Genomic DNA, 17,449 nt, shown 5'->3' on the forward strand with positions numbered 1-17,449 from the left:
TGTAAAAGGAGCGTTCCATGAATTTATTTATAAGAGAAGATATTCGGACGAATAGTTTTGATGACCCGGAGTTTGAACAAAAGCTTGCTTCAATGTGGGAGCGATTCAATACATCATTACCACATTATGATGCGGCGAAATATGCAGTCTATACGGACTACAAGACAGACTATAAGGGATTGTATTCTCTGGGCCTTGCAACTGAGTTTGAACAAACAAGCGAATTGTTGGTCGTGGACGAACGCAATGATTATCAAGTGTTTCCTGTTGATGTAACCGATGAATTTGGTGTTTTAAATACATGGAAATTGATCTGGTCGTTGGAGGCATCGGATAAGTTAAAACGTGCGTATACCATTGATTTTGAAAAATACTATGAAGATGGACGTATCGATATCTTTATCGCAGTAGAATAACATTTATGTTATTCTTTTTTATTACGAGAATGTAAGGTGGTCGTTTATTGAAATATGATAAAATACAACTAAGGAGTTCTAACTATGGTCATAAAAATGGCATTTAAAAACGTTCGAAAAAGCTATAAAGACTATACCGTGTATTTTGTGACACTGGCTTTTTCTGTAGCACTTTTCTATATTTTTGGATCCTTTCAAGATCAAGCGGGAATCTTGGAACTTACAAATCAAATGGGACGAACGTTTGAACTGGTATCAGAAGCCCTCAATGTGATACCTTTTATAGTCGTCGTAATCTTTGCTTTCCTTATCGTCTATGCAAATAATTTCATCATTGGCAGACGAAAACAAGAGTTTGGATTGTACATGCTTTTGGGGATGTCACGTTTTAAAATGTCATTGATTTTGATGGCAGAAACATTTTTAATTGGATTGGCTGCACTTGCAGTAGGCCTGTTCTCAGGCTATATCTTAACGCAAATTACGAGTGTGTTGATGGGGACAATCCTAGCGGTTCCGATTCACTATCAATTTATCTTTTCAACACAGGGGGCGCGGCGAACGATTTATTGTTTTAGTGGAATCTTTGTATTGATTATGTTTCTTAATCAACGGAAACTGCGGAAGATTACGTTAAATGAATTGTTTAATGCTCATAGAACACAAGAGATGTTGCGAAATGTTTCGGTTTGGTGGACGGTATTTCAACTTATTGGGGCGATTGCGATTTTGATTTTTGATTACTTATGGGTTCTTAAAGCAGGGCAACTTATCTTCTTTATGCCGATTATTGTTGGGATTGGAATCTTTGCGACAATCCTTTTATTTAAATCTATGGCAGAATTTGTGGAATATTTTGTACATATAAACCGCTCACGATACTATCGCAACCTTAATTTATTTGTCGTTCGACAAGTTTCAAATAAAATTCGTTCGACATATCGTGTCATGGCCGTGGTATCCATTACCTTATTGTTTGGTATTACTATTTTAGCGACGGGGCTAAACCTTAATAAACGCATTTCTAATTTTGCGGTTGAAACCATTCCTTATGATGCCTCATTTACGTTTATGTATGATGACGTGGGAACTGTGAAAAATTACTATAACGATTTAAATCTTAATGAATATTTTAGTTCGGGTTTTCAAATCAACCTCTATCGATCGGAATCTTTTGATACGGAGGTATTCAATATTTATGATGATATTGGTGAAGAAAAACCCGTTAATGAACCTTTGGCTCTCATGACGCTAAGTGATTACAATAAAGTTCGAACCATCCAAAATAAACCGTTGTTGACGCTTTCGAAGAATCAAATCTATTTTCAACCGGATTACAACAATCTCATTACAATGCGTGCGCGTTTGGTTGATGTCCTTGATTATCGAAAACCCTTAACCTTAGGTTCTGTTGACTATTTCCTACAACCTTATGATGAGGCAAATTTTGTGATTTTTTCGAATCAGTCAAATGGCTATCCAATCCTTGTAGCTCATGAAGATGATGTCAATTCGATAAAGGCCACCTGGCCCGATGTTTTTATAAAAACTGTAGTAAGTGGCAATGCACTACATTCAACTGAAGGAGATATTGAACGTATTCTAGAACATGTTCAAGAAAGACAAACCCAAGATCTCACAAATTATTATGATACCGATGTACTTACAAGATATAACTCGGGGCTTACAGGTATGGGAACTGAAATTATTATTGCTGCAATTGGCCTGTATGTGGGGATGGTGCTTCTTATTGTTAGTCTCGTTATTTTGGCGTTACAACAGTTATCGGAGGCTAGCGATAATCAAGGGCGGTATGAAACCCTGCGTAAGATCGGGGCATCACATGCCATGATTAATCGAGCATTGTTGAAACAGACGGCCTTATACTTTTTCATCCCACTAGGGGTTGCATTGATTCATACGGTAGTCGGTTTGATTGCAGTTGAGCGAAATTTAAACCTTATAAATTTAGGGTACACATCAAATGTACTCAGTGTGTCAACAGTGGTTATTGTCTTTATGTTCTACTTGATCTATTTTGTGATCACTTATTTCAACAGCAAACGTATTATTAAAGTAAAACGCAAATAAAAAACAAATAAAAAACAAATAAAAAACAAATAAAAAACATACTCATTTGAAGTGAATCCCTAATTACTAGTACGGAAAAGAGATTTACATCCATGGTGGAGTATGTTTTTTATTTCTATTTCAATGCTTGATGATTTTCGGTGTAGGCATCAAAGTGTTTCAGTTCAAGCATTTCGATAAAGAGGTCAACGCCTGATTCAAAAAAATCTCTAAGAACTGGATTGTCGTTATTATACTTCACCATCATGAGATCTTTTGGATTCAATAATTCATGACTGATGTCATATCGTAGCTGAGCAATTAAGATTGATGTGAGTGCATTCGTTTCATAACGAATCCAATCAATGGTATAGGTTAGGTCGTTTTCAACATATTCGGACAATCTTTGATAGTAGTTACTTAATAAGTTACTCCCAAAAATCGCTTTTTGAAGGTAAATGGTTGTGTGTACAGATTGTTCATTTCCATAGGCGGTGATAAATGACATAACACGATTAAATACTTCTTGGCCTTCGTTTGTATTAAAGTAAGTGCCAGGAATTGATTGGTCATAGTTTAGCGCATAGTAACCCTCGGTGAGTTCTTGTAAGACAATACGAAGTTTTGTGTCCTTCTCAAGTTTTTTCTCTTGATCAATTTGCTTCTGATGGTTCTCTTTGATTTTTTTGAGTTCGGTATCTGCAGATTGTTTTCTACCGAGATATGAACTAATGTATCCAAAAAGAGAACTCAGTAAAACACCAGACAGACTGATTATAGCGACAACGATTTGATAGCTGTCCATGATATTCATAAAATAGATTGATGTAGGCATACACAAACCTCCTTTAAAAGCATTATAACGTATAATGAACGAAAACCAATCATAGAATTTAAAATCATAAAAAAAACTCTATAAGTAAACTTATAGAGTTGGATTAACTGTTTGGAGCAGGTGAGGGAATTGAACCCCCGCCTCAACCTTGGCAAGGTCGTGTTCTACCATTGAACTACACCTGCAAATGGCGGTCCAGACGGGAATCGAACCCGCGATCTCCTGCGTGACAGGCAGGCATGTTAACCGCTACACCACTGGACCATTTGCAAAACGTTAAACCTTTAACGCTCATATATATTACCATAGATATATTCTTATTCCAAGCCTTTTTTACAACATAAACTAGTTTTTTTTTGTCTGATTTCAAAACAACACTGGAATGCAACCTTACAGTCAACAACACGACGGAAAAATACGAAAATTCACTTCTAAAAAGTACCATGAAGTTATTATACGAAAAAAAAAGAACGTTACGTTCTATATTATTTTAATATTTTTGGAGCAGGTGAGGGGAATTGAACCCCCGCCTCAACCTTGGCAAGGTCGTGTTCTACCATTGAACTACACCTGCAAAAAAATGGCGGTCCAGACGGGAATCGAACCCGCGATCTCCTGCGTGACAGGCAGGCATGTTAACCGCTACACCACTGGACCATTTTTTTATTTAAGAAACAAATAATGGCGGAGATGGGGAGATTTGAACTCCCGCGCCAGTTACCCGACCTATACCCTTAGCAGGGGCACCTCTTCAGCCACTTGAGTACATCTCCAAGTTTGTTTCTTGCGCTCTTCTTTGAGTGCTCATTCATATTATCACAACAATAGGTCTTAGGCAATAGCCTTTTATTGTTTTTTTTTAATATTTACCGTTGTTTGGGGTATAATCAGTCTATGAACAATAAAAATAAACAAAAGACTGCAAATATGTTACTTAAAATCACGCTATTCGCCGTTTTAGTAATCGTATTTATTCTAACAGAATTTATGAAACCAAATATAAATTCAAACAAGGAACAGGCTACACTAAGTAAGTGTATTGACGGGGATACAGCACAGCTAAACATTGGTGGGAAAAAAGAGAAAGTTCGTTTTATTGCTGTTGATACACCTGAATTACGTCAAAATGATGAGTACAATCCTCAGTTTTATGCTGAAGAGGCAAGTTCGTTCACATGCAATCATTTAAAAAGTGCAAAAACGATTGAACTTGAATATGATCCCAACGCAGATAAATACGACAAGTATGGATGTGTGATAGCGTGGGTGCGTGTTGATGATGTACTTTTGCAAGAACTCCTGGTTTCGGGCGGCTACGCTAAAGTGAAATACATTTACGGAGACTATCTTTATGTAGATCAACTGAATCGTTTGCAAAATCAAGCGAAAAAGCAAAATATTGGCCTGTGGCGTGATAAAGGTAGACATTAAATCGCTATATCTTTAAAATAAATTATAGATGGAGGAAATTATGATCGAAAAACGTAAAAATTTTATAATTAATATTTTATATTTTGCAATAAGTTTTAGTCTTGCTGCTTTAGTACTTAAGTTTTCAACAAAATACTTGATGCCCTTTATTATTGGTTTTGTGATTGCATTCTTGTTGAAGCCGGTAATATCTAAATTAACGAAAAAAATTGGAAATCAAAAAGGGTCTTCACTTTTAGTTGTTATTCTTTTCTATATATTATTAGCTGCGGCTATTTTTTGGATCTTGGTAGCGGTTATTGCAGGCATCCAAAATTTTGCTAAGGCTGTTCCAAGTTTTTATCAAACGACACTCTCTCCAGCAATCGAATCAATTATTGTTTGGGTTGAAGGTGCGGTCGTAAATCTCGACCCTGATGTAATTGATATTATTGAATCAATCGGTCGCTCTGTGGTGCAAAGCATCGATGGGATTTTCAAAGGGATTTCGGGTGGTACAATAAACTTTATAACACGATTAATTTCCTCGATTCCAAGTGTATTAATTTCAATCCTTATCGCGATTATTTCATCGTTCTTCTTTACACTTGACTATCAAGGGATTGTAAATAGTGTGATGGGAATGATTCCACTTAAACAAAGAACGTTAATCTTAGATATTAAAGATGGACTCATTTCAGTTCTAGGAAAATATTTAAGAGCATATGCCAAGTTGATGTCATTAACGTTTGTTGAATTATCAATCGCATTCTTTGTTCTTGGAATTCATAACCCAATAGGATTAGCCTTTATGGTAGCAATCATTGATATTCTTCCAGTTCTTGGTACTGGGACAGTTATGATTCCTTGGTTCATTATTGAACTCATTATGGGAAACACACCACTCGGTGTTGGTTTAATGATTACTTACATCATTATTACCGTCATTCGAAATATCTTGGAACCAAAGATTGTTGGAGATCAAATTGGATTGCATCCCCTTGCAACCCTTATCCTTATATATGTAGGGTTGAAGATGTTTGGTTTCGTAGGTTTATTCGCACTTCCAATCTCGGCAACAATTCTTAAAACGCTTCATGACGAAGGTAAAATAACCATCTTTCGCAGAGATGAAGATTTGAATCAAACGGCCATAGAGGACTAGAAGAAATTAATAATCGGATGCAGTCACATTGACTGCACTCTGATTATTATATTTTTTTTGTTTAATATGTTGACAACAACGATTAGTGTGATAAAATGTAAATGCTTATGAATTAATACTGGGTTTCTTTCGTGGAAACCTAATTAATATGTGAGTCGCGGCACACATGGTACTGTGTGCACAAAAAAACTAAGAAGGGAGAAAATTAATGCCTACAATTAACCAATTGATTCAAAAAGGTCGTACAAAACGCGTTTACAAATCGAAATCACCGGCATTAGGTCGTAGTTTAAATACGATTAAACGTCAAACAACTAAAGTAAATAGTCCACAAAAACGTGGAGTATGTACACGTGTTGGTACAATGACACCTAAGAAACCTAACTCAGCATTACGTAAATATGCACGTGTTCGTTTGAGTAATGGTATGGAAGTTACGGCTTATATTCCAGGAATCGGTCACAACTTACAAGAACATAGTGTTGTTCTTATTCGTGGTGGTCGTGTTAAAGACTTACCTGGGGTTCGTTACCACATCGTTCGTGGAACAATGGACTGTGCTGGTGTAACTGACCGTCGTCAAAGCCGTTCACTATACGGTACTAAAAAACCAAGACAAGAAGATTAATTAACATCAAAAATGAGAGGAGTGAATTAAATGCCTAGAAAAGGACATGTTCCAAAGCGCGACGTAGTTGCTGACCCAATTTACAATTCAAAATTAGTAACACGTTTAATCAACAGAATCATGATTGATGGTAAAAAAGGTTTAGCACAATCAATTCTTTATAACGCTTTTGCAATTATTGAAGAAAAAACAGGTCGCCAACCAATGGAAGTATTTGAGGAAGCTTTAGACAACGTATTACCAGTCTTAGAACTTAAAGCTCGCCGAGTTGGTGGATCAAACATCCAAATCCCTATTGAAGTAACTCAAGAACGTCGTTTGACACTTGGACTTCGTTGGATTGTTCAATATTCACGTTCACGTGGAGAAAAAACAATGGAAGAACGCTTAGCTGCTGAAATCATCGATGCATCAAATGGTGTAGGTGCTTCAGTTAAGAAACGTGACGATGTGCATAAAATGGCTGAAGCCAATAAAGCATTCGCACACTACCGTTGGTAAGATTAACGTAGAAAAGGAGACTTACATCTTATGGCAAGAGAATTTTCATTAGATAAAATGCGTAATATCGGTATCATGGCTCACATCGATGCTGGTAAAACAACTACAACAGAACGTATTCTCTATTATACAGGTCGTACACATAAGATCGGGGAAACTCATGATGGTGCTGCAACGATGGACTGGATGGCGCAGGAGCAAGAACGTGGTATTACAATCACTTCAGCTGCTACAACTGCTGCTTGGAAGGGCCACCGCGTAAACATTATTGATACTCCTGGTCACGTTGACTTTACTGTTGAGGTTGAACGTTCATTACGTGTTCTTGATGGTGCGGTTACAGTACTTGATGCTAAATCAGGTGTTGAACCTCAAACAGAAACTGTTTGGCGTCAAGCAACAAAATATAACGTACCTCGTATCGTGTTCATTAATAAGATGGACGCAACCGGTGCAGATTTCTATATGTCAGCAAAAACTATTGTTGATCGTTTAGGAGCTAAATCAGCACCAATCCAAATCCCTATTGGGGTTGAAGACTATTTCGATGGTCTCATTGATATCGTTGAGCAAGAAGCACATATGTTTGCTGACGTATCACAAAAAACAGATGATATTGTTGAAATTCCTGAAGAGTTTAAAGCTCAAGTAGCTGAAGCTCGTGAAGTATTATTTGAACAAATCTCTGATTTCGATGAAGACTTTATGATGCTTATTCTTGAAGGTGTTGAACCAACAGTTGAACAAATCAAGACTGCTATCCGTAAAGCTGTAATCAGTGGTGAATTCTTCCCAGTACTTTGTGGTGCTGCTTATAAGAATAAAGGTGTTATCGCGATGCTTGATGCAGTTATCGATTACTTACCTTCACCAGTTGATATTCCAGCTGTGAATGGTACTTTACCAAGTGGTGAAGAAGCTGTTCGTGAAGCAAGTGATGAAGCACCATTCTCAGCTCTAGCTTTCAAAGTTATGACTGACCCATTTGTTGGACGTCTTACATACTTCCGTGTGTACTCAGGTGTTGCAACATCAGGTGGACCAGTATATAACTCAGTAAAACGCAAACGCGAACGCTTCGGTCGTATCATGCAAATGCATGCTAACCACCGTGAAGAAATCGATAACGTTTATGCTGGTGAAATCGCTGCTGCTGTTGGTCTTAAAGTTACAGGAACAGGGGATACACTTTGTGATGAAAAGAATGAAATCATTCTTGAATCAATGGTCTTCCCAGAACCAGTTATTAACGTTGCCGTTGAACCAAAATCAAAAGGTGACCAAGATAAGATGGGGCTTGCTTTAGCTAAATTAGCTGAAGAAGATCCAACATTTAAAATATATACCGATGATGAAACAGGACAAACAATCATTGCGGGGATGGGTGAGTTACACTTAGACATTCTTGTAGATCGTATGAAACGTGAATTTAAGGTTGAAGCTAACGTAGGTGCTCCACAAGTTGCTTACCGAGAAACAATTCGTAGTGCAGCAGACTGTGAAGGTAAATTCGTTCGCCAATCTGGTGGTCGTGGACAATACGGACACGTTTGGATCAAATTCGAACCAAACCCAGGTAAAGGTTTTGAATGGGTTGATAAAGTTGTTGGTGGTACAGTTCCTCGTGAATTTATCAAATCAGCACAAGAAGGGCTTACAGCTGCACTTCAAAATGGTTTAATTGCTGGATATCCTGCAATTGATATCAAAGCTACTTTATTCGACGGATCATCACATGATGTTGACTCCTCAGAAATGGCTTATAAAATCGCTGCTAGCATGGCTTTCAAGGAAGCTGCTAAAAAATGTAATCCAGTACTATTAGAACCAATCATGAATGTTGAAATCACAGCACCAAGTGAATACTTAGGAGCAGTTATGGGAGATATCTCAGGACGTCGTGGACAAATTCGTGATCAAGAAGAACGCGGTAACGCAGTTATCGTTAAAGCTTGGGTTCCACTATCAAATATGTCTGGATATACAACTGACCTTCGTTCATTTACACAAGGTCGCGGTAACTCATCAATGCAATTCGATCACTACGAAGAAGTGCCTAAGAGCATTGCAGAAACAGTTGCTAAAAAGAAAAAATAACCAGTTGATATTTACGTATTGATTTTATATGAAGATTATCTTAATATATAGTTGATAGGCAATATTTTATACATAGGAGGAAAATTGCACATGTCAAAAGAAAAATTTGATCGTTCCAAACCCCATGTTAACGTTGGTACATTAGGACACGTTGACCATGGTAAAACTACATTAACAGCTGCTATTACAAACGTATTAGCTAAAAAAGGTGGCGGGGCTGCTCAAGCTTACGACCAAATCGATAAGGCGCCTGAAGAAAGAGAACGTGGAATCACAATCTCAACTTCACACGTTGAATACGAAACAGAAGCTCGTCACTACGCACACGTTGACTGTCCAGGTCACGCTGACTACGTTAAAAACATGATCACAGGTGCTGCACAAATGGACGGTGCTATCTTAGTTGTTTCAGCTACAGATGGTCCAATGCCTCAAACTCGTGAGCACATCCTACTTGCAAAACAATTAGGTGTTCCTTACTTCGTAGTATTCTTGAACAAATGCGACATGGTTGATGACGAAGAGTTAATCGACTTAGTTGAAATGGAAGTTCGTGAATTACTATCAGAAAACGATTACGATGGAGATAACTGTCCAGTTATCCGCGGATCAGCTCTTAAAGCATTAGAAGGCGAAGCACAATGGGAAGAAAAAATTATCGAACTCATGGATGCTATCGACGCTAATGTTCCAGAACCAGTTCGTGATACAGACAAACCATTCTTAATGTCAGTAGAAGACGTATTCACAATATCAGGTCGTGGTACAGTTGCTACAGGACGTGTTGAACGTGGAGAATTAAAACTTAACGAAGAAGTTGAAATCGTTGGTATTCACCCTACATCAAAAACTGTTGTTACAGGTATCGAAATGTTCCACAAAATGTTAGATTCAGCTATGGCTGGTGATAACGTTGGGGCACTTCTACGTGGTGTTAACCGTGAAGAAATCGAACGTGGACAAGTTCTTGCTAAACCAGGTTCAGTTACACCTCACAAAATCTTTAAAGCTCAAGTTTATATCTTAAGCAAAGAAGAAGGTGGACGTCATACTCCATTTGTTAACAACTACCGTCCTCAATTCTACTTCCGTACAACAGACGTAACCGGAACAATTCAATTACCTGAAGGTGTTGACATGGTCATGCCTGGTGATAACGTAGAAATGACTGTAGAACTTATCGCTCCAATCGCTGTAGAGCAAGGTACAACATTCTCAATTCGTGAGGGTGGACGTACAGTTGGTGCTGGTAACGTTACAGAAATCGTTAAATAATTACTTTTTAATAAATGAACCTCTACTAAGTAGAGGTTTTTTTATGCAAACAAGTCAAATTGTGGACTCGTACCTATTGTCGCTATTTATATAAGAAAAAAATGGATTTTTCGAGATCAAACAGAATGTAATTACAATCAATAGAACCGCTTAAAAGGAGGATTTTTATACCAATTTATTTTTTTTGAAATAATAGTCTAAAAGTCCTTGAATTTATAGATAGATAGTGTATAATACTAAAGCGACTGCATAGAAGTGCAAGGTTGCCGGCACACTGAATAGCGTTGTCATGGTCAGTGAGAAGCCGGGGAATTTGTACAGAGCAGGTCTATTGGAAATAGACAGTAGAAGGAGGAATTTCCATGGCAAAGAATTTTATTCGTATTCGTCTAAAAGCTCATGAACACCGTACTATTGATAGTGCAGCACAAAAAATTGTTCAAGCTGCTAACGATCACGGCGCACAAAAGGTAGTAGGACCAGTTCCATTACCAACAGAAAAACAAATCGTAACAATCTTACGATCAGTACACGTTAATAAGGATTCTCGTGAACAATTTGAATCAAGAACTCACAAGAGATTGATTGAAATTGTTGGCCCAACGGCAGAAACTATCGACGCATTAAGTCGTTTAGATCTACCAAGCGGTGTTGATATCGAGATCAAACTTTAGTAGAGAGGAGTTATCATGAAAGGATTACTAGGACGTAAATTAGGAATGACACAAGTCTTCACAACTGACGGTAAATTAATTCCAGTTAGTGTTGTCGAAGTATTACCAAACGTTGTTCTTCAAAAGAAAACAATGGAATCAGACAATTATGAAGCAGTTCAATTAGGTGCCTTCGACGTGAAGGAACAACGTGCAAATAAATCTGAGATTGCTCACGCTGCTAAAGCAAGCACTGCTCCAAAGAAATTTGTTCGTGAAATTGCTGGCTCAGAAATGATGAATTTTGAGGTTGGCGCAGAAATTAAAGCTGATTTATTCAGCGAAGGGGAATATGTTGACGTAACTGGAACATCACGTGGACATGGTTTCCAAGGTTCAATCGTTCGTGCGAACCAAAAAACAGGACCTAAAGCTCACGGTTCAGGATACCACCGTGGAGTTGGTTCACTTGCAACAGGTGGATTAAACCCTGCTGTAATTAAAAAAGGTCGTATTTTACCAGGACAACATGGTGGATACACTACAACAAACCAAAAATTAGAAGTTATCAAAGTTGATACAGAAAGTAACTATCTATTAATTAAAGGAAACATTCCTGGACCTAAGAAAGGTTTCGTAATTGTTAAATCAACAGTTAAACGCGTTAAATCTAAAGATCCAGTTGAATTAGTTGACTTTGCAGTTAAGGAGGATTCCGAAAATGCCTAAGTTAGATATTTTAAACCTTGAAGGCAAGAGTCTTCGTGAACTTGAGTTAAACGAAGCAGTATTTGGAATTGAACCAAATAATCAAACAATCTTTGAAGCCGTTGTTATGCAACAAGCTTCACTTCGTCAAGGTACACACAAAACTAAGAACCGTACAGAGGTTCGCGGTGGTGGACGTAAACCATGGCGTCAAAAAGGAACAGGGCGTGCTCGTCAAGGGTCAATCCGTTCTCCTCAATGGCGTGGTGGTGGAGTTGTTTTCGGACCTACTCCAAGAAGCTACAAATACAGCCTTAACCGTAAGGTTCGTCGTTTAGCTCTACGTTCAGCATTATCACAAAAAGTTATGGATTCAGAAATGTCAGTTGTTGAAAACTTAACAGTTGCAAACGTTAAGACTAAAGAATTCATTACAGTGATGGATGCACTTAAATTAAACAAGAAAACTCTATTTGTTGTTTCAGCTGAAGAAAATGTTGACAATGCTTACTTATCAATGCGTAACCTATCAAACACAATGATGTTAGATGTTCAAGGTTTAAACGTTTATGATATCGTAAATTGCGATCAAATTGTATTCACTGAAAAAGCAGCTATTGAAGCTGGGGAGGTGCTTGCATAATGAAACGTAACCCTAGAGATATTATTGTTCGTCCAATTGTTACTGAGAAAACAGTAGCGATGCAACAAAATGATAACAAAGTTACTTTTGAAGTAGCTAAGGGATCAAACAAAATCGAAATTCGTCAAGCTATCGAAGAAATTTTCAATGTTAAAGTTGAAAAAATCAACGTTATCAATGTTTTACCACGTAAAAAACGTGTAGGACGTTACGAAGGACAAACTAAGGCAGTTCGCAAAGCAATCGTGAAACTTGCTGAAGGTTCAAAAATCGAAGTTCTTTAATCAATAAAACTTATCGGAAGAATTACGCTATTTCCGGATAACTTGCGTAGGGAGGAATTATTACATGGCAATTAAACATTATAAGCCAACTACTCCTGGACGTCGCGGAATGACAACTTTAGCTAACGAACAGTTATCTAAAAATGTTAAACCAGAACGTTCATTAGTAGCTCCACTAAGTAAAACTGGTGGACGTGGTAATACAGGTCGTATTACAACTCGTCACATCGGTGGTGGACACAAACGTCAATACCGTATTATTGACTTTAAACGTAACAAAGATGATATTCCAGCAAAAGTTGCTACAATCGAATATGATCCAAACCGTTCAGCAAATATTGCTTTATTAAACTATGCTGATGGTGAAAAACGATACATTTTAGCTCCAAAAGGGTTAAAAGTTGGAGATGTAATCTTTAGTGGCGCATCTGCTGATATTAAAGTTGGTAACGCTAAAGAATTAGGCCAAATGCCTGAAGGTACATTAGTACACAATATCGAATTAAAACCAGGACGTGGAGCACAATTAGTGCGTTCAGCTGGAACATCAGCTCAAGTTCTTGGTATTGAAGAAAAACATGTTACTGTTCAATTAGCATCTGGGGAAGTTCGTAAGATTTTATCAACATGCCGTGCAACAATCGGTGAAGTTGGAAACTCAGAACATTCATTAGTAAACATTGGTAAAGCTGGACGTAAACGTCATATGGGTGTTCGCCCAACTGTACGTGGTTCCGCTATGAACCCTGTTGATCACCCTCATGGTGGTGGGGAAGGACGTACTCCAATCGGACGTAAGTCACCTATGACACCTTGGGGTAAAAAAGCTATGGGTGTTAAAACTCGTAGAGATAAGAAAGCATCGACTAAGTTAATTGTACGTCGACGCAATGATAAGTAGACGAAAGGAAGGAAGAAAGATATGAGTCGTAGTTTAAAAAAAGGACCATTTTGTGATCTTCATTTAATGAATAAAGTTGAAAAACTAAATGCTGAAAGCAAAAAAGAAGTTATCAAGACTTGGTCACGCCGTTCAACTATTTTCCCTCAATTCGTTGAGCATACGTTTGCGGTGCATAATGGTAAGGAACACGTTCCTGTGTTTGTTACTGAAGACATGGTAGGACATAAATTAGGTGAGTTCGTACCAACACGTCGTTATACAGGTCACGCAGCTGACAAGAAGGCGGGTCGTTAATATGGAAGTAAAAGCAATAGTTAAAACAGTTCGTGTTACTCCACGTAAAGCACGTCTTGTTCTAGATGAAATTCGTGGACTTGATGTTGATCATGCAGCAGCTATCTTAAGATATACACCTAATTCTGCTTCAAAAGTAATTGCTAAAGTTTTAGATTCAGCAATTGCAAATGCAACAAACAATCATCAATTAGATGAAGAAAAACTTTACATCTCAGCATGCTATGCTGACGAAGGTGTAACAATGAAGCGTTTCAGACCTCGTGCTAAAGGTTCTGCAGCGCCAATCATGAAGCGTACAAGCCACATTACTGTTGTGGTTTCGGAACGCGCCTAAAGGGAGGACAGACAATGGGACAAAAAGTACATCCGATCGGTATGCGCGTTGGTGTCATTCGTGATTGGGAATCACGTTGGTATGCTGAAAAAGATTTCGCAAATTTATTACACGAAGATAAATTAATTCGTGACTATATTTTCAAAAATCTTAAAGATGCATATGTATCACGCGTAGAAATCGAACGATCAAAGAATCGTGTTGACATCATTATCCGTACAGCTCGCCCAGGAGTTGTTATTGGAGTTAATGGTGCAAATATTGAAAAAGTTAAAAAAGATATTGCAAAAATCTCAGAAGGCAACACAGTTAACATTAAAGTGTTAGAAGTTGCTAACCCAGATTTAGATGCTCATTTAGTTGCTCGTAATATTGCTGAGCAATTAGAACAACGTGCATCATTTAGAACTGCTCAAAAACGTACAATTCAACGTACAATGCGTGCAGGTGCTAAAGGAATCAAAACAGCCGTTTCAGGCCGTTTAGGTGGAGCAGATATGGCTCGTACAGAAGGATATTCAGAGGGAATCGTTCCTCTACATACACTTCGTTCAGACATTGACTACGCACACTATGAAGCTAATACTCAATTTGGTATCTTAGGTGTTAAAGTATGGATCTGCCGCGGAGAAGTATTACCAGGTCAAAAGGTTCAAGAACCTGAAGCACCTAAGGGTGGTAAGTTTGATCGTCCACGTCGTCGTAACGACCGTCGTCCAAACAACAACCCACGTAATGCTAAACCAGTAGCTTCAGCTGCATCAAAAGACGAGCAAGGAGGTAACTAGTTATGTTAATGCCAAAACGTACAAAATATAGAAAACCACATCGTCTTTCATACGAGGGACGTTCAAAAGCTGGACGTACAGTTGCTTTTGGAGAATACGGTTTGGTTGCTGAATCAGGAAACTATGTAAGTAACCGTCAAATCGAATCTGCTCGTATTGCAATGACTCGTTATATGAAACGTGGTGGGAAAGTTTGGATTAAAATCTTCCCTCACTTAGCAATCACTAAAAAACCATTAGAAGTTCGAATGGGTTCTGGTAAAGGTGCACCTGAAGGTTGGGTAGCCGTTGTTAAACCAGGTCGAGTAATGTTTGAAATCGCTGGAGTATCTGAAGAAGTAGCACGCGAAGCGTTCCGCTTAGCTTCACACAAACTAGCAGTTAAAACTCGATTTGTTAAAAAGGGAGAGGAGGAACAAGTATGACAACAGTAAAAGAAATCCGTGAAAAAAATGACGCTGATTTATTAGTTGAAATTGATGCTTTAAAGGAAGAGTTATTTGATTTACGTTTCCAACAAGCAATTGGTCAACTTGAAAATCCTGCTCGATTAAGAGAAATCCGTAAAACGATTGCTCGGATTAAGACAGTGATCACTGAGCGCGAGCTTAGTGACAATAAGTAGGAGGTCACAACGCGATGGAAAGAAACAAGCGCAAAGTTTACCGTGGTACTGTTGTATCTGATGCAATGGATAAAACGGTAGTAGTAGAAGTAAAAACGTCAAAACGTCATCCATTGTATGGAAAACGTGTAAACTATTCAAAAAAATTCAAGGCTCATGATGAAACTAATGAAATCAAAGTTGGAGATATTGTTGAAATTATGGAAACTCGTCCATTATCAGCAACAAAATTCTGCCGCGTAACAAAATTAGTTGAAAAAGCCGAAGTATTGTAGGAGGTTGTCAAGATGATACAAAATGAATCAAGATGTAAAGTCGCTGACAACACTGGTGCTAAGGAAATCTTAGTAATTCGTTGCCTAGGTGGTAGCCGTCGTCGTTCAGCAAGCATTGGAGACATTGTTGTTGGTACGGTTAAACAAGCTATTCCTGGTGGAACAGTTAAAAAAGGTGATGTCGTTAAAGCGGTAGTAGTTCGTACTAAATACGGTGTACGTCGTGAAAATGGATCATACATTAATTTCGATGATAACGCAGTTGTTATCTTAAAAGATGATATGACTCCTCGCGGAACTCGTATTTTTGGACCGGTAGCTCGCGAGCTTCGTGAATATAATTTCATGAAAATCGTATCATTAGCACCGGAAGTGTTATAGGAGGCTTTTATGAGAATCAAACGTGGAGATAATGTTCAAGTAATTACAGGCTCATACAAGGGGACCATTGGTGATGTCATTGAAGTTTCACCTAAACATGACAAAGTAAAGGTTGAAGGTGTTAATTTAATTAAAAAACACATGAAACCAAGCCAAATGAACCCAGAGGGTGGTATTATTGAACAAGAAGCATGGATTCATGTTTCAAACGTAATGTTATACGATGCTAAAGCAAAAGCTCCAAGCCGTGTAGCTTACAAAGAAGAAAAAGGTAAAAAAGTTCGCGTCTATAAAAAATCAGGCGCAGCAGTAAAATAAGGAGGTATAGCTAAATGAACTTAAAAGAACAATACAAAAATGAAGTAGTTGCTAAATTAGTTGAAGAATTTAACTATACTTCAGTAATGCAAACACCTAAACTCGAAAAAATCGTTGTTAACATGGGTGTTGGTGAAGCAATCAACAACGCTAAATTCTTAGATGATGCTGTTGCTGATTTAGAAATTATTACTGGTCAAAAACCAGTTATCACAAGAGCTAAAAAATCAATTGCTAACTTCAAATTACGTGAAGATATGCCTATTGGATGTAGAGTAACACTACGTGGTCAAAAAATGTATGACTTCTTAGAAAAACTTATCAAAGTTGCTCTTCCTCGTGTACGTGACTTCCGTGGTATTAACGGTGGATCATTTGACGGACGTGGTAACTATACTATGGGTGTTAAAGAACAATTAATCTTCCCAGAAATTGATTTTGATAAAGTAAATAAAGTTCGTGGTATGGATATTACTATCGTTACTACAGCTAAAACAGATAAAGAAGGTTATGCTTTACTTTCAATGTTAGGCATGCCATTTAAAAAGGAGGGTAACTAATGGCTAAGAAATCAAAAATCGCTCGTGAAAAACAACGTCAAGAGATCGTAGATCGCTACGCAGAAAAACGTGCTGAGTTAAAAGCCAAAGGTGATTACGAAGGACTTCAAAAACTTCCACGTAATGCATCACCTGTACGTCTTCACAACCGCGACATGGTTGACGGACGCCCTCACGGATACTTACGTAAATACGGTATGTCTCGTATTCGCTTCCGCGAAGCTGCTCATAAAGGGCAAATTCCAGGCGTTAAAAAGGCAAGCTGGTAGTATAAAGGAGGAG

At 38.0% G+C, this 17,449-nt stretch carries 24 protein-coding genes and 5 tRNA genes; 23 read left to right on the forward strand and 6 right to left on the reverse strand.

Annotated elements, in window-relative coordinates; all coding sequences use genetic code 11:
• Window positions 1-17 precede the first annotated feature (17 nt).
• Together EEI45_RS04140 and EEI45_RS04145 are read left to right on the forward strand one after the other, a co-directional pair.
• Window positions 18-416 (forward strand): GyrI-like domain-containing protein, encoded by a 399-nt coding sequence (locus tag EEI45_RS04140; protein WP_125164255.1) that lies wholly within the window; start codon window positions 18-20, stop codon window positions 414-416.
• An 84-nt stretch (window positions 417-500) separates the two neighbouring features.
• Window positions 501-2,507, forward strand: a complete 2,007-nt coding sequence (locus tag EEI45_RS04145) for an ABC transporter permease (protein WP_125164256.1) — start codon at window positions 501-503, stop codon at window positions 2,505-2,507.
• A 115-nt stretch (window positions 2,508-2,622) separates the two neighbouring features.
• Here the strand turns inward: EEI45_RS04145 and EEI45_RS04150 are convergent, their stop codons facing one another.
• From EEI45_RS04150 to EEI45_RS04175, 6 genes are all read right to left on the reverse strand, one after another.
• Entirely contained in the window at window positions 2,623-3,321 is a 699-nt protein-coding gene (locus tag EEI45_RS04150) for a hypothetical protein (protein WP_125164257.1), read from the reverse strand.
• A gap of 112 nt (window positions 3,322-3,433) precedes the next feature.
• A tRNA-Gly gene (locus EEI45_RS04155) sits at window positions 3,434-3,506 on the reverse strand.
• A 3-nt stretch (window positions 3,507-3,509) separates the two neighbouring features.
• Window positions 3,510-3,585 (reverse strand) — tRNA-Asp (locus EEI45_RS04160).
• A 236-nt stretch (window positions 3,586-3,821) separates the two neighbouring features.
• Window positions 3,822-3,895: transfer RNA gene (locus EEI45_RS04165), tRNA-Gly, on the reverse strand.
• A 7-nt stretch (window positions 3,896-3,902) separates the two neighbouring features.
• Window positions 3,903-3,978: transfer RNA gene (locus tag EEI45_RS04170), tRNA-Asp, on the reverse strand.
• 25 nt (window positions 3,979-4,003) lie between these two features.
• Window positions 4,004-4,094: transfer RNA gene (locus EEI45_RS04175), tRNA-Ser, on the reverse strand.
• A gap of 121 nt (window positions 4,095-4,215) precedes the next feature.
• Here EEI45_RS04175 and EEI45_RS04180 point away from each other — a divergent pair.
• The 21 genes from EEI45_RS04180 to rpsN all read left to right on the forward strand — a co-directional run bounded on the left by EEI45_RS04180 (window position 4,216) and on the right by rpsN (window position 17,436).
• Complete coding sequence (locus EEI45_RS04180; protein WP_125164258.1) at window positions 4,216-4,752, forward strand: thermonuclease family protein; 537 nt, start codon at window positions 4,216-4,218, stop codon at window positions 4,750-4,752.
• Between the two features lie 40 nt (window positions 4,753-4,792).
• A complete protein-coding gene (gene ytvI, locus EEI45_RS04185) occupies window positions 4,793-5,896 on the forward strand; it encodes a sporulation integral membrane protein YtvI (protein WP_125164259.1) in 1,104 nt (367 codons plus the stop codon).
• Between the two features lie 208 nt (window positions 5,897-6,104).
• A complete protein-coding gene (rpsL, locus tag EEI45_RS04190) occupies window positions 6,105-6,524 on the forward strand; it encodes a 30S ribosomal protein S12 (RefSeq protein WP_003775175.1) in 420 nt (139 codons plus the stop codon).
• 30 nt (window positions 6,525-6,554) lie between these two features.
• On the forward strand, window positions 6,555-7,025 hold the full coding sequence (gene rpsG / locus EEI45_RS04195) for a 30S ribosomal protein S7 (protein WP_003775176.1): 471 nt from the start codon (window positions 6,555-6,557) through the stop codon (window positions 7,023-7,025).
• A 30-nt stretch (window positions 7,026-7,055) separates the two neighbouring features.
• Complete coding sequence (fusA, locus tag EEI45_RS04200) at window positions 7,056-9,122, forward strand: elongation factor G (protein ID WP_125164260.1); 2,067 nt, start codon at window positions 7,056-7,058, stop codon at window positions 9,120-9,122.
• Window positions 9,123-9,212: 90 nt separating this feature from the next.
• Window positions 9,213-10,397, forward strand: a complete 1,185-nt coding sequence (tuf, locus tag EEI45_RS04205) for an elongation factor Tu (protein ID WP_018579501.1) — start codon at window positions 9,213-9,215, stop codon at window positions 10,395-10,397.
• A 362-nt stretch (window positions 10,398-10,759) separates the two neighbouring features.
• Window positions 10,760-11,071, forward strand: a complete 312-nt coding sequence (rpsJ, locus tag EEI45_RS04210) for a 30S ribosomal protein S10 (RefSeq protein WP_125164261.1) — start codon at window positions 10,760-10,762, stop codon at window positions 11,069-11,071.
• Window positions 11,072-11,086: 15 nt separating this feature from the next.
• On the forward strand, window positions 11,087-11,779 hold the full coding sequence (rplC, locus tag EEI45_RS04215; RefSeq protein WP_125164262.1) for a 50S ribosomal protein L3: 693 nt from the start codon (window positions 11,087-11,089) through the stop codon (window positions 11,777-11,779).
• Window positions 11,772-12,401 carry a 50S ribosomal protein L4 gene (gene rplD, locus EEI45_RS04220; RefSeq protein ID WP_125164263.1) on the forward strand — a complete coding sequence of 210 codons (630 nt, stop codon included), beginning with the start codon at window positions 11,772-11,774 and terminating at the stop codon, window positions 12,399-12,401. The genes rplC and rplD overlap by 8 nt, the downstream gene beginning before the upstream one ends.
• Window positions 12,401-12,685 (forward strand): 50S ribosomal protein L23, encoded by a 285-nt coding sequence (rplW, locus tag EEI45_RS04225; RefSeq protein WP_125164264.1) that lies wholly within the window; start codon window positions 12,401-12,403, stop codon window positions 12,683-12,685. The genes rplD and rplW overlap by 1 nt, the downstream gene beginning before the upstream one ends.
• A gap of 64 nt (window positions 12,686-12,749) precedes the next feature.
• A complete protein-coding gene (gene rplB, locus EEI45_RS04230) occupies window positions 12,750-13,586 on the forward strand; it encodes a 50S ribosomal protein L2 (protein WP_125164265.1) in 837 nt (278 codons plus the stop codon).
• Window positions 13,587-13,607: 21 nt separating this feature from the next.
• On the forward strand, window positions 13,608-13,883 hold the full coding sequence (gene rpsS / locus EEI45_RS04235) for a 30S ribosomal protein S19 (RefSeq protein ID WP_003775192.1): 276 nt from the start codon (window positions 13,608-13,610) through the stop codon (window positions 13,881-13,883).
• A gap of 1 nt (window position 13,884) precedes the next feature.
• Window positions 13,885-14,220, forward strand: a complete 336-nt coding sequence (rplV, locus tag EEI45_RS04240) for a 50S ribosomal protein L22 (protein ID WP_003775195.1) — start codon at window positions 13,885-13,887, stop codon at window positions 14,218-14,220.
• Between the two features lie 14 nt (window positions 14,221-14,234).
• Window positions 14,235-15,008, forward strand: a complete 774-nt coding sequence (gene rpsC / locus EEI45_RS04245) for a 30S ribosomal protein S3 (RefSeq protein ID WP_125164266.1) — start codon at window positions 14,235-14,237, stop codon at window positions 15,006-15,008.
• Between the two features lie 2 nt (window positions 15,009-15,010).
• A complete protein-coding gene (gene rplP, locus EEI45_RS04250) occupies window positions 15,011-15,433 on the forward strand; it encodes a 50S ribosomal protein L16 (protein WP_125164267.1) in 423 nt (140 codons plus the stop codon).
• A complete protein-coding gene (rpmC, locus tag EEI45_RS04255) occupies window positions 15,430-15,633 on the forward strand; it encodes a 50S ribosomal protein L29 (protein ID WP_003775201.1) in 204 nt (67 codons plus the stop codon). Before rplP ends, rpmC begins: the two co-directional genes overlap by 4 nt.
• Window positions 15,634-15,647: 14 nt before the next feature.
• A complete protein-coding gene (gene rpsQ, locus EEI45_RS04260; RefSeq protein ID WP_003775202.1) occupies window positions 15,648-15,908 on the forward strand; it encodes a 30S ribosomal protein S17 in 261 nt (86 codons plus the stop codon).
• 12 nt (window positions 15,909-15,920) lie between these two features.
• Complete coding sequence (gene rplN, locus EEI45_RS04265; protein ID WP_125164268.1) at window positions 15,921-16,289, forward strand: 50S ribosomal protein L14; 369 nt, start codon at window positions 15,921-15,923, stop codon at window positions 16,287-16,289.
• 9 nt (window positions 16,290-16,298) lie between these two features.
• Window positions 16,299-16,607, forward strand: coding sequence for a 50S ribosomal protein L24 (gene rplX / locus EEI45_RS04270; RefSeq protein WP_125164269.1), 309 nt, complete (start codon window positions 16,299-16,301; stop codon window positions 16,605-16,607).
• A 14-nt stretch (window positions 16,608-16,621) separates the two neighbouring features.
• Window positions 16,622-17,167 (forward strand): 50S ribosomal protein L5, encoded by a 546-nt coding sequence (gene rplE, locus EEI45_RS04275; protein WP_125164270.1) that lies wholly within the window; start codon window positions 16,622-16,624, stop codon window positions 17,165-17,167.
• Window positions 17,167-17,436, forward strand: coding sequence for a 30S ribosomal protein S14 (gene rpsN / locus EEI45_RS04280; RefSeq protein ID WP_003775210.1), 270 nt, complete (start codon window positions 17,167-17,169; stop codon window positions 17,434-17,436). Before rplE ends, rpsN begins: the two co-directional genes overlap by 1 nt.
• Window positions 17,437-17,449: the final 13 nt, after the last annotated feature.

The organism is Erysipelothrix piscisicarius (assembly GCF_003931795.1).
GTDB lineage: Bacteria > Bacillota_I > Bacilli_A > Erysipelotrichales > Erysipelotrichaceae > Erysipelothrix > Erysipelothrix piscisicarius.

What these genes read in the sequence shown, in the direction of transcription:
- EEI45_RS04140 (WP_125164255.1), top strand. Translation starts at nt 18, where the DNA reads ATGAATTTATTTATAAGAGAAGATATTCGGACGAATAGTTTTGATGAC.
- EEI45_RS04145 (WP_125164256.1), top strand. Translation starts at nt 501, where the DNA reads ATGGTCATAAAAATGGCATTTAAAAACGTTCGAAAAAGCTATAAAGAC.
- EEI45_RS04150 (WP_125164257.1), bottom strand. Translation starts at nt 3,321, where the DNA reads ATGCCTACATCAATCTATTTTATGAATATCATGGACAGCTATCAAATC.
- EEI45_RS04180 (WP_125164258.1), top strand. Translation starts at nt 4,216, where the DNA reads ATGAACAATAAAAATAAACAAAAGACTGCAAATATGTTACTTAAAATC.
- ytvI (WP_125164259.1), top strand. Translation starts at nt 4,793, where the DNA reads ATGATCGAAAAACGTAAAAATTTTATAATTAATATTTTATATTTTGCA.
- rpsL (WP_003775175.1), top strand. Translation starts at nt 6,105, where the DNA reads ATGCCTACAATTAACCAATTGATTCAAAAAGGTCGTACAAAACGCGTT.
- rpsG (WP_003775176.1), top strand. Translation starts at nt 6,555, where the DNA reads ATGCCTAGAAAAGGACATGTTCCAAAGCGCGACGTAGTTGCTGACCCA.
- fusA (WP_125164260.1), top strand. Translation starts at nt 7,056, where the DNA reads ATGGCAAGAGAATTTTCATTAGATAAAATGCGTAATATCGGTATCATG.
- tuf (WP_018579501.1), top strand. Translation starts at nt 9,213, where the DNA reads ATGTCAAAAGAAAAATTTGATCGTTCCAAACCCCATGTTAACGTTGGT.
- rpsJ (WP_125164261.1), top strand. Translation starts at nt 10,760, where the DNA reads ATGGCAAAGAATTTTATTCGTATTCGTCTAAAAGCTCATGAACACCGT.
- rplC (WP_125164262.1), top strand. Translation starts at nt 11,087, where the DNA reads ATGAAAGGATTACTAGGACGTAAATTAGGAATGACACAAGTCTTCACA.
- rplD (WP_125164263.1), top strand. Translation starts at nt 11,772, where the DNA reads ATGCCTAAGTTAGATATTTTAAACCTTGAAGGCAAGAGTCTTCGTGAA.
- rplW (WP_125164264.1), top strand. Translation starts at nt 12,401, where the DNA reads ATGAAACGTAACCCTAGAGATATTATTGTTCGTCCAATTGTTACTGAG.
- rplB (WP_125164265.1), top strand. Translation starts at nt 12,750, where the DNA reads ATGGCAATTAAACATTATAAGCCAACTACTCCTGGACGTCGCGGAATG.
- rpsS (WP_003775192.1), top strand. Translation starts at nt 13,608, where the DNA reads ATGAGTCGTAGTTTAAAAAAAGGACCATTTTGTGATCTTCATTTAATG.
- rplV (WP_003775195.1), top strand. Translation starts at nt 13,885, where the DNA reads ATGGAAGTAAAAGCAATAGTTAAAACAGTTCGTGTTACTCCACGTAAA.
- rpsC (WP_125164266.1), top strand. Translation starts at nt 14,235, where the DNA reads ATGGGACAAAAAGTACATCCGATCGGTATGCGCGTTGGTGTCATTCGT.
- rplP (WP_125164267.1), top strand. Translation starts at nt 15,011, where the DNA reads ATGTTAATGCCAAAACGTACAAAATATAGAAAACCACATCGTCTTTCA.
- rpmC (WP_003775201.1), top strand. Translation starts at nt 15,430, where the DNA reads ATGACAACAGTAAAAGAAATCCGTGAAAAAAATGACGCTGATTTATTA.
- rpsQ (WP_003775202.1), top strand. Translation starts at nt 15,648, where the DNA reads ATGGAAAGAAACAAGCGCAAAGTTTACCGTGGTACTGTTGTATCTGAT.
- rplN (WP_125164268.1), top strand. Translation starts at nt 15,921, where the DNA reads ATGATACAAAATGAATCAAGATGTAAAGTCGCTGACAACACTGGTGCT.
- rplX (WP_125164269.1), top strand. Translation starts at nt 16,299, where the DNA reads ATGAGAATCAAACGTGGAGATAATGTTCAAGTAATTACAGGCTCATAC.
- rplE (WP_125164270.1), top strand. Translation starts at nt 16,622, where the DNA reads ATGAACTTAAAAGAACAATACAAAAATGAAGTAGTTGCTAAATTAGTT.
- rpsN (WP_003775210.1), top strand. Translation starts at nt 17,167, where the DNA reads ATGGCTAAGAAATCAAAAATCGCTCGTGAAAAACAACGTCAAGAGATC.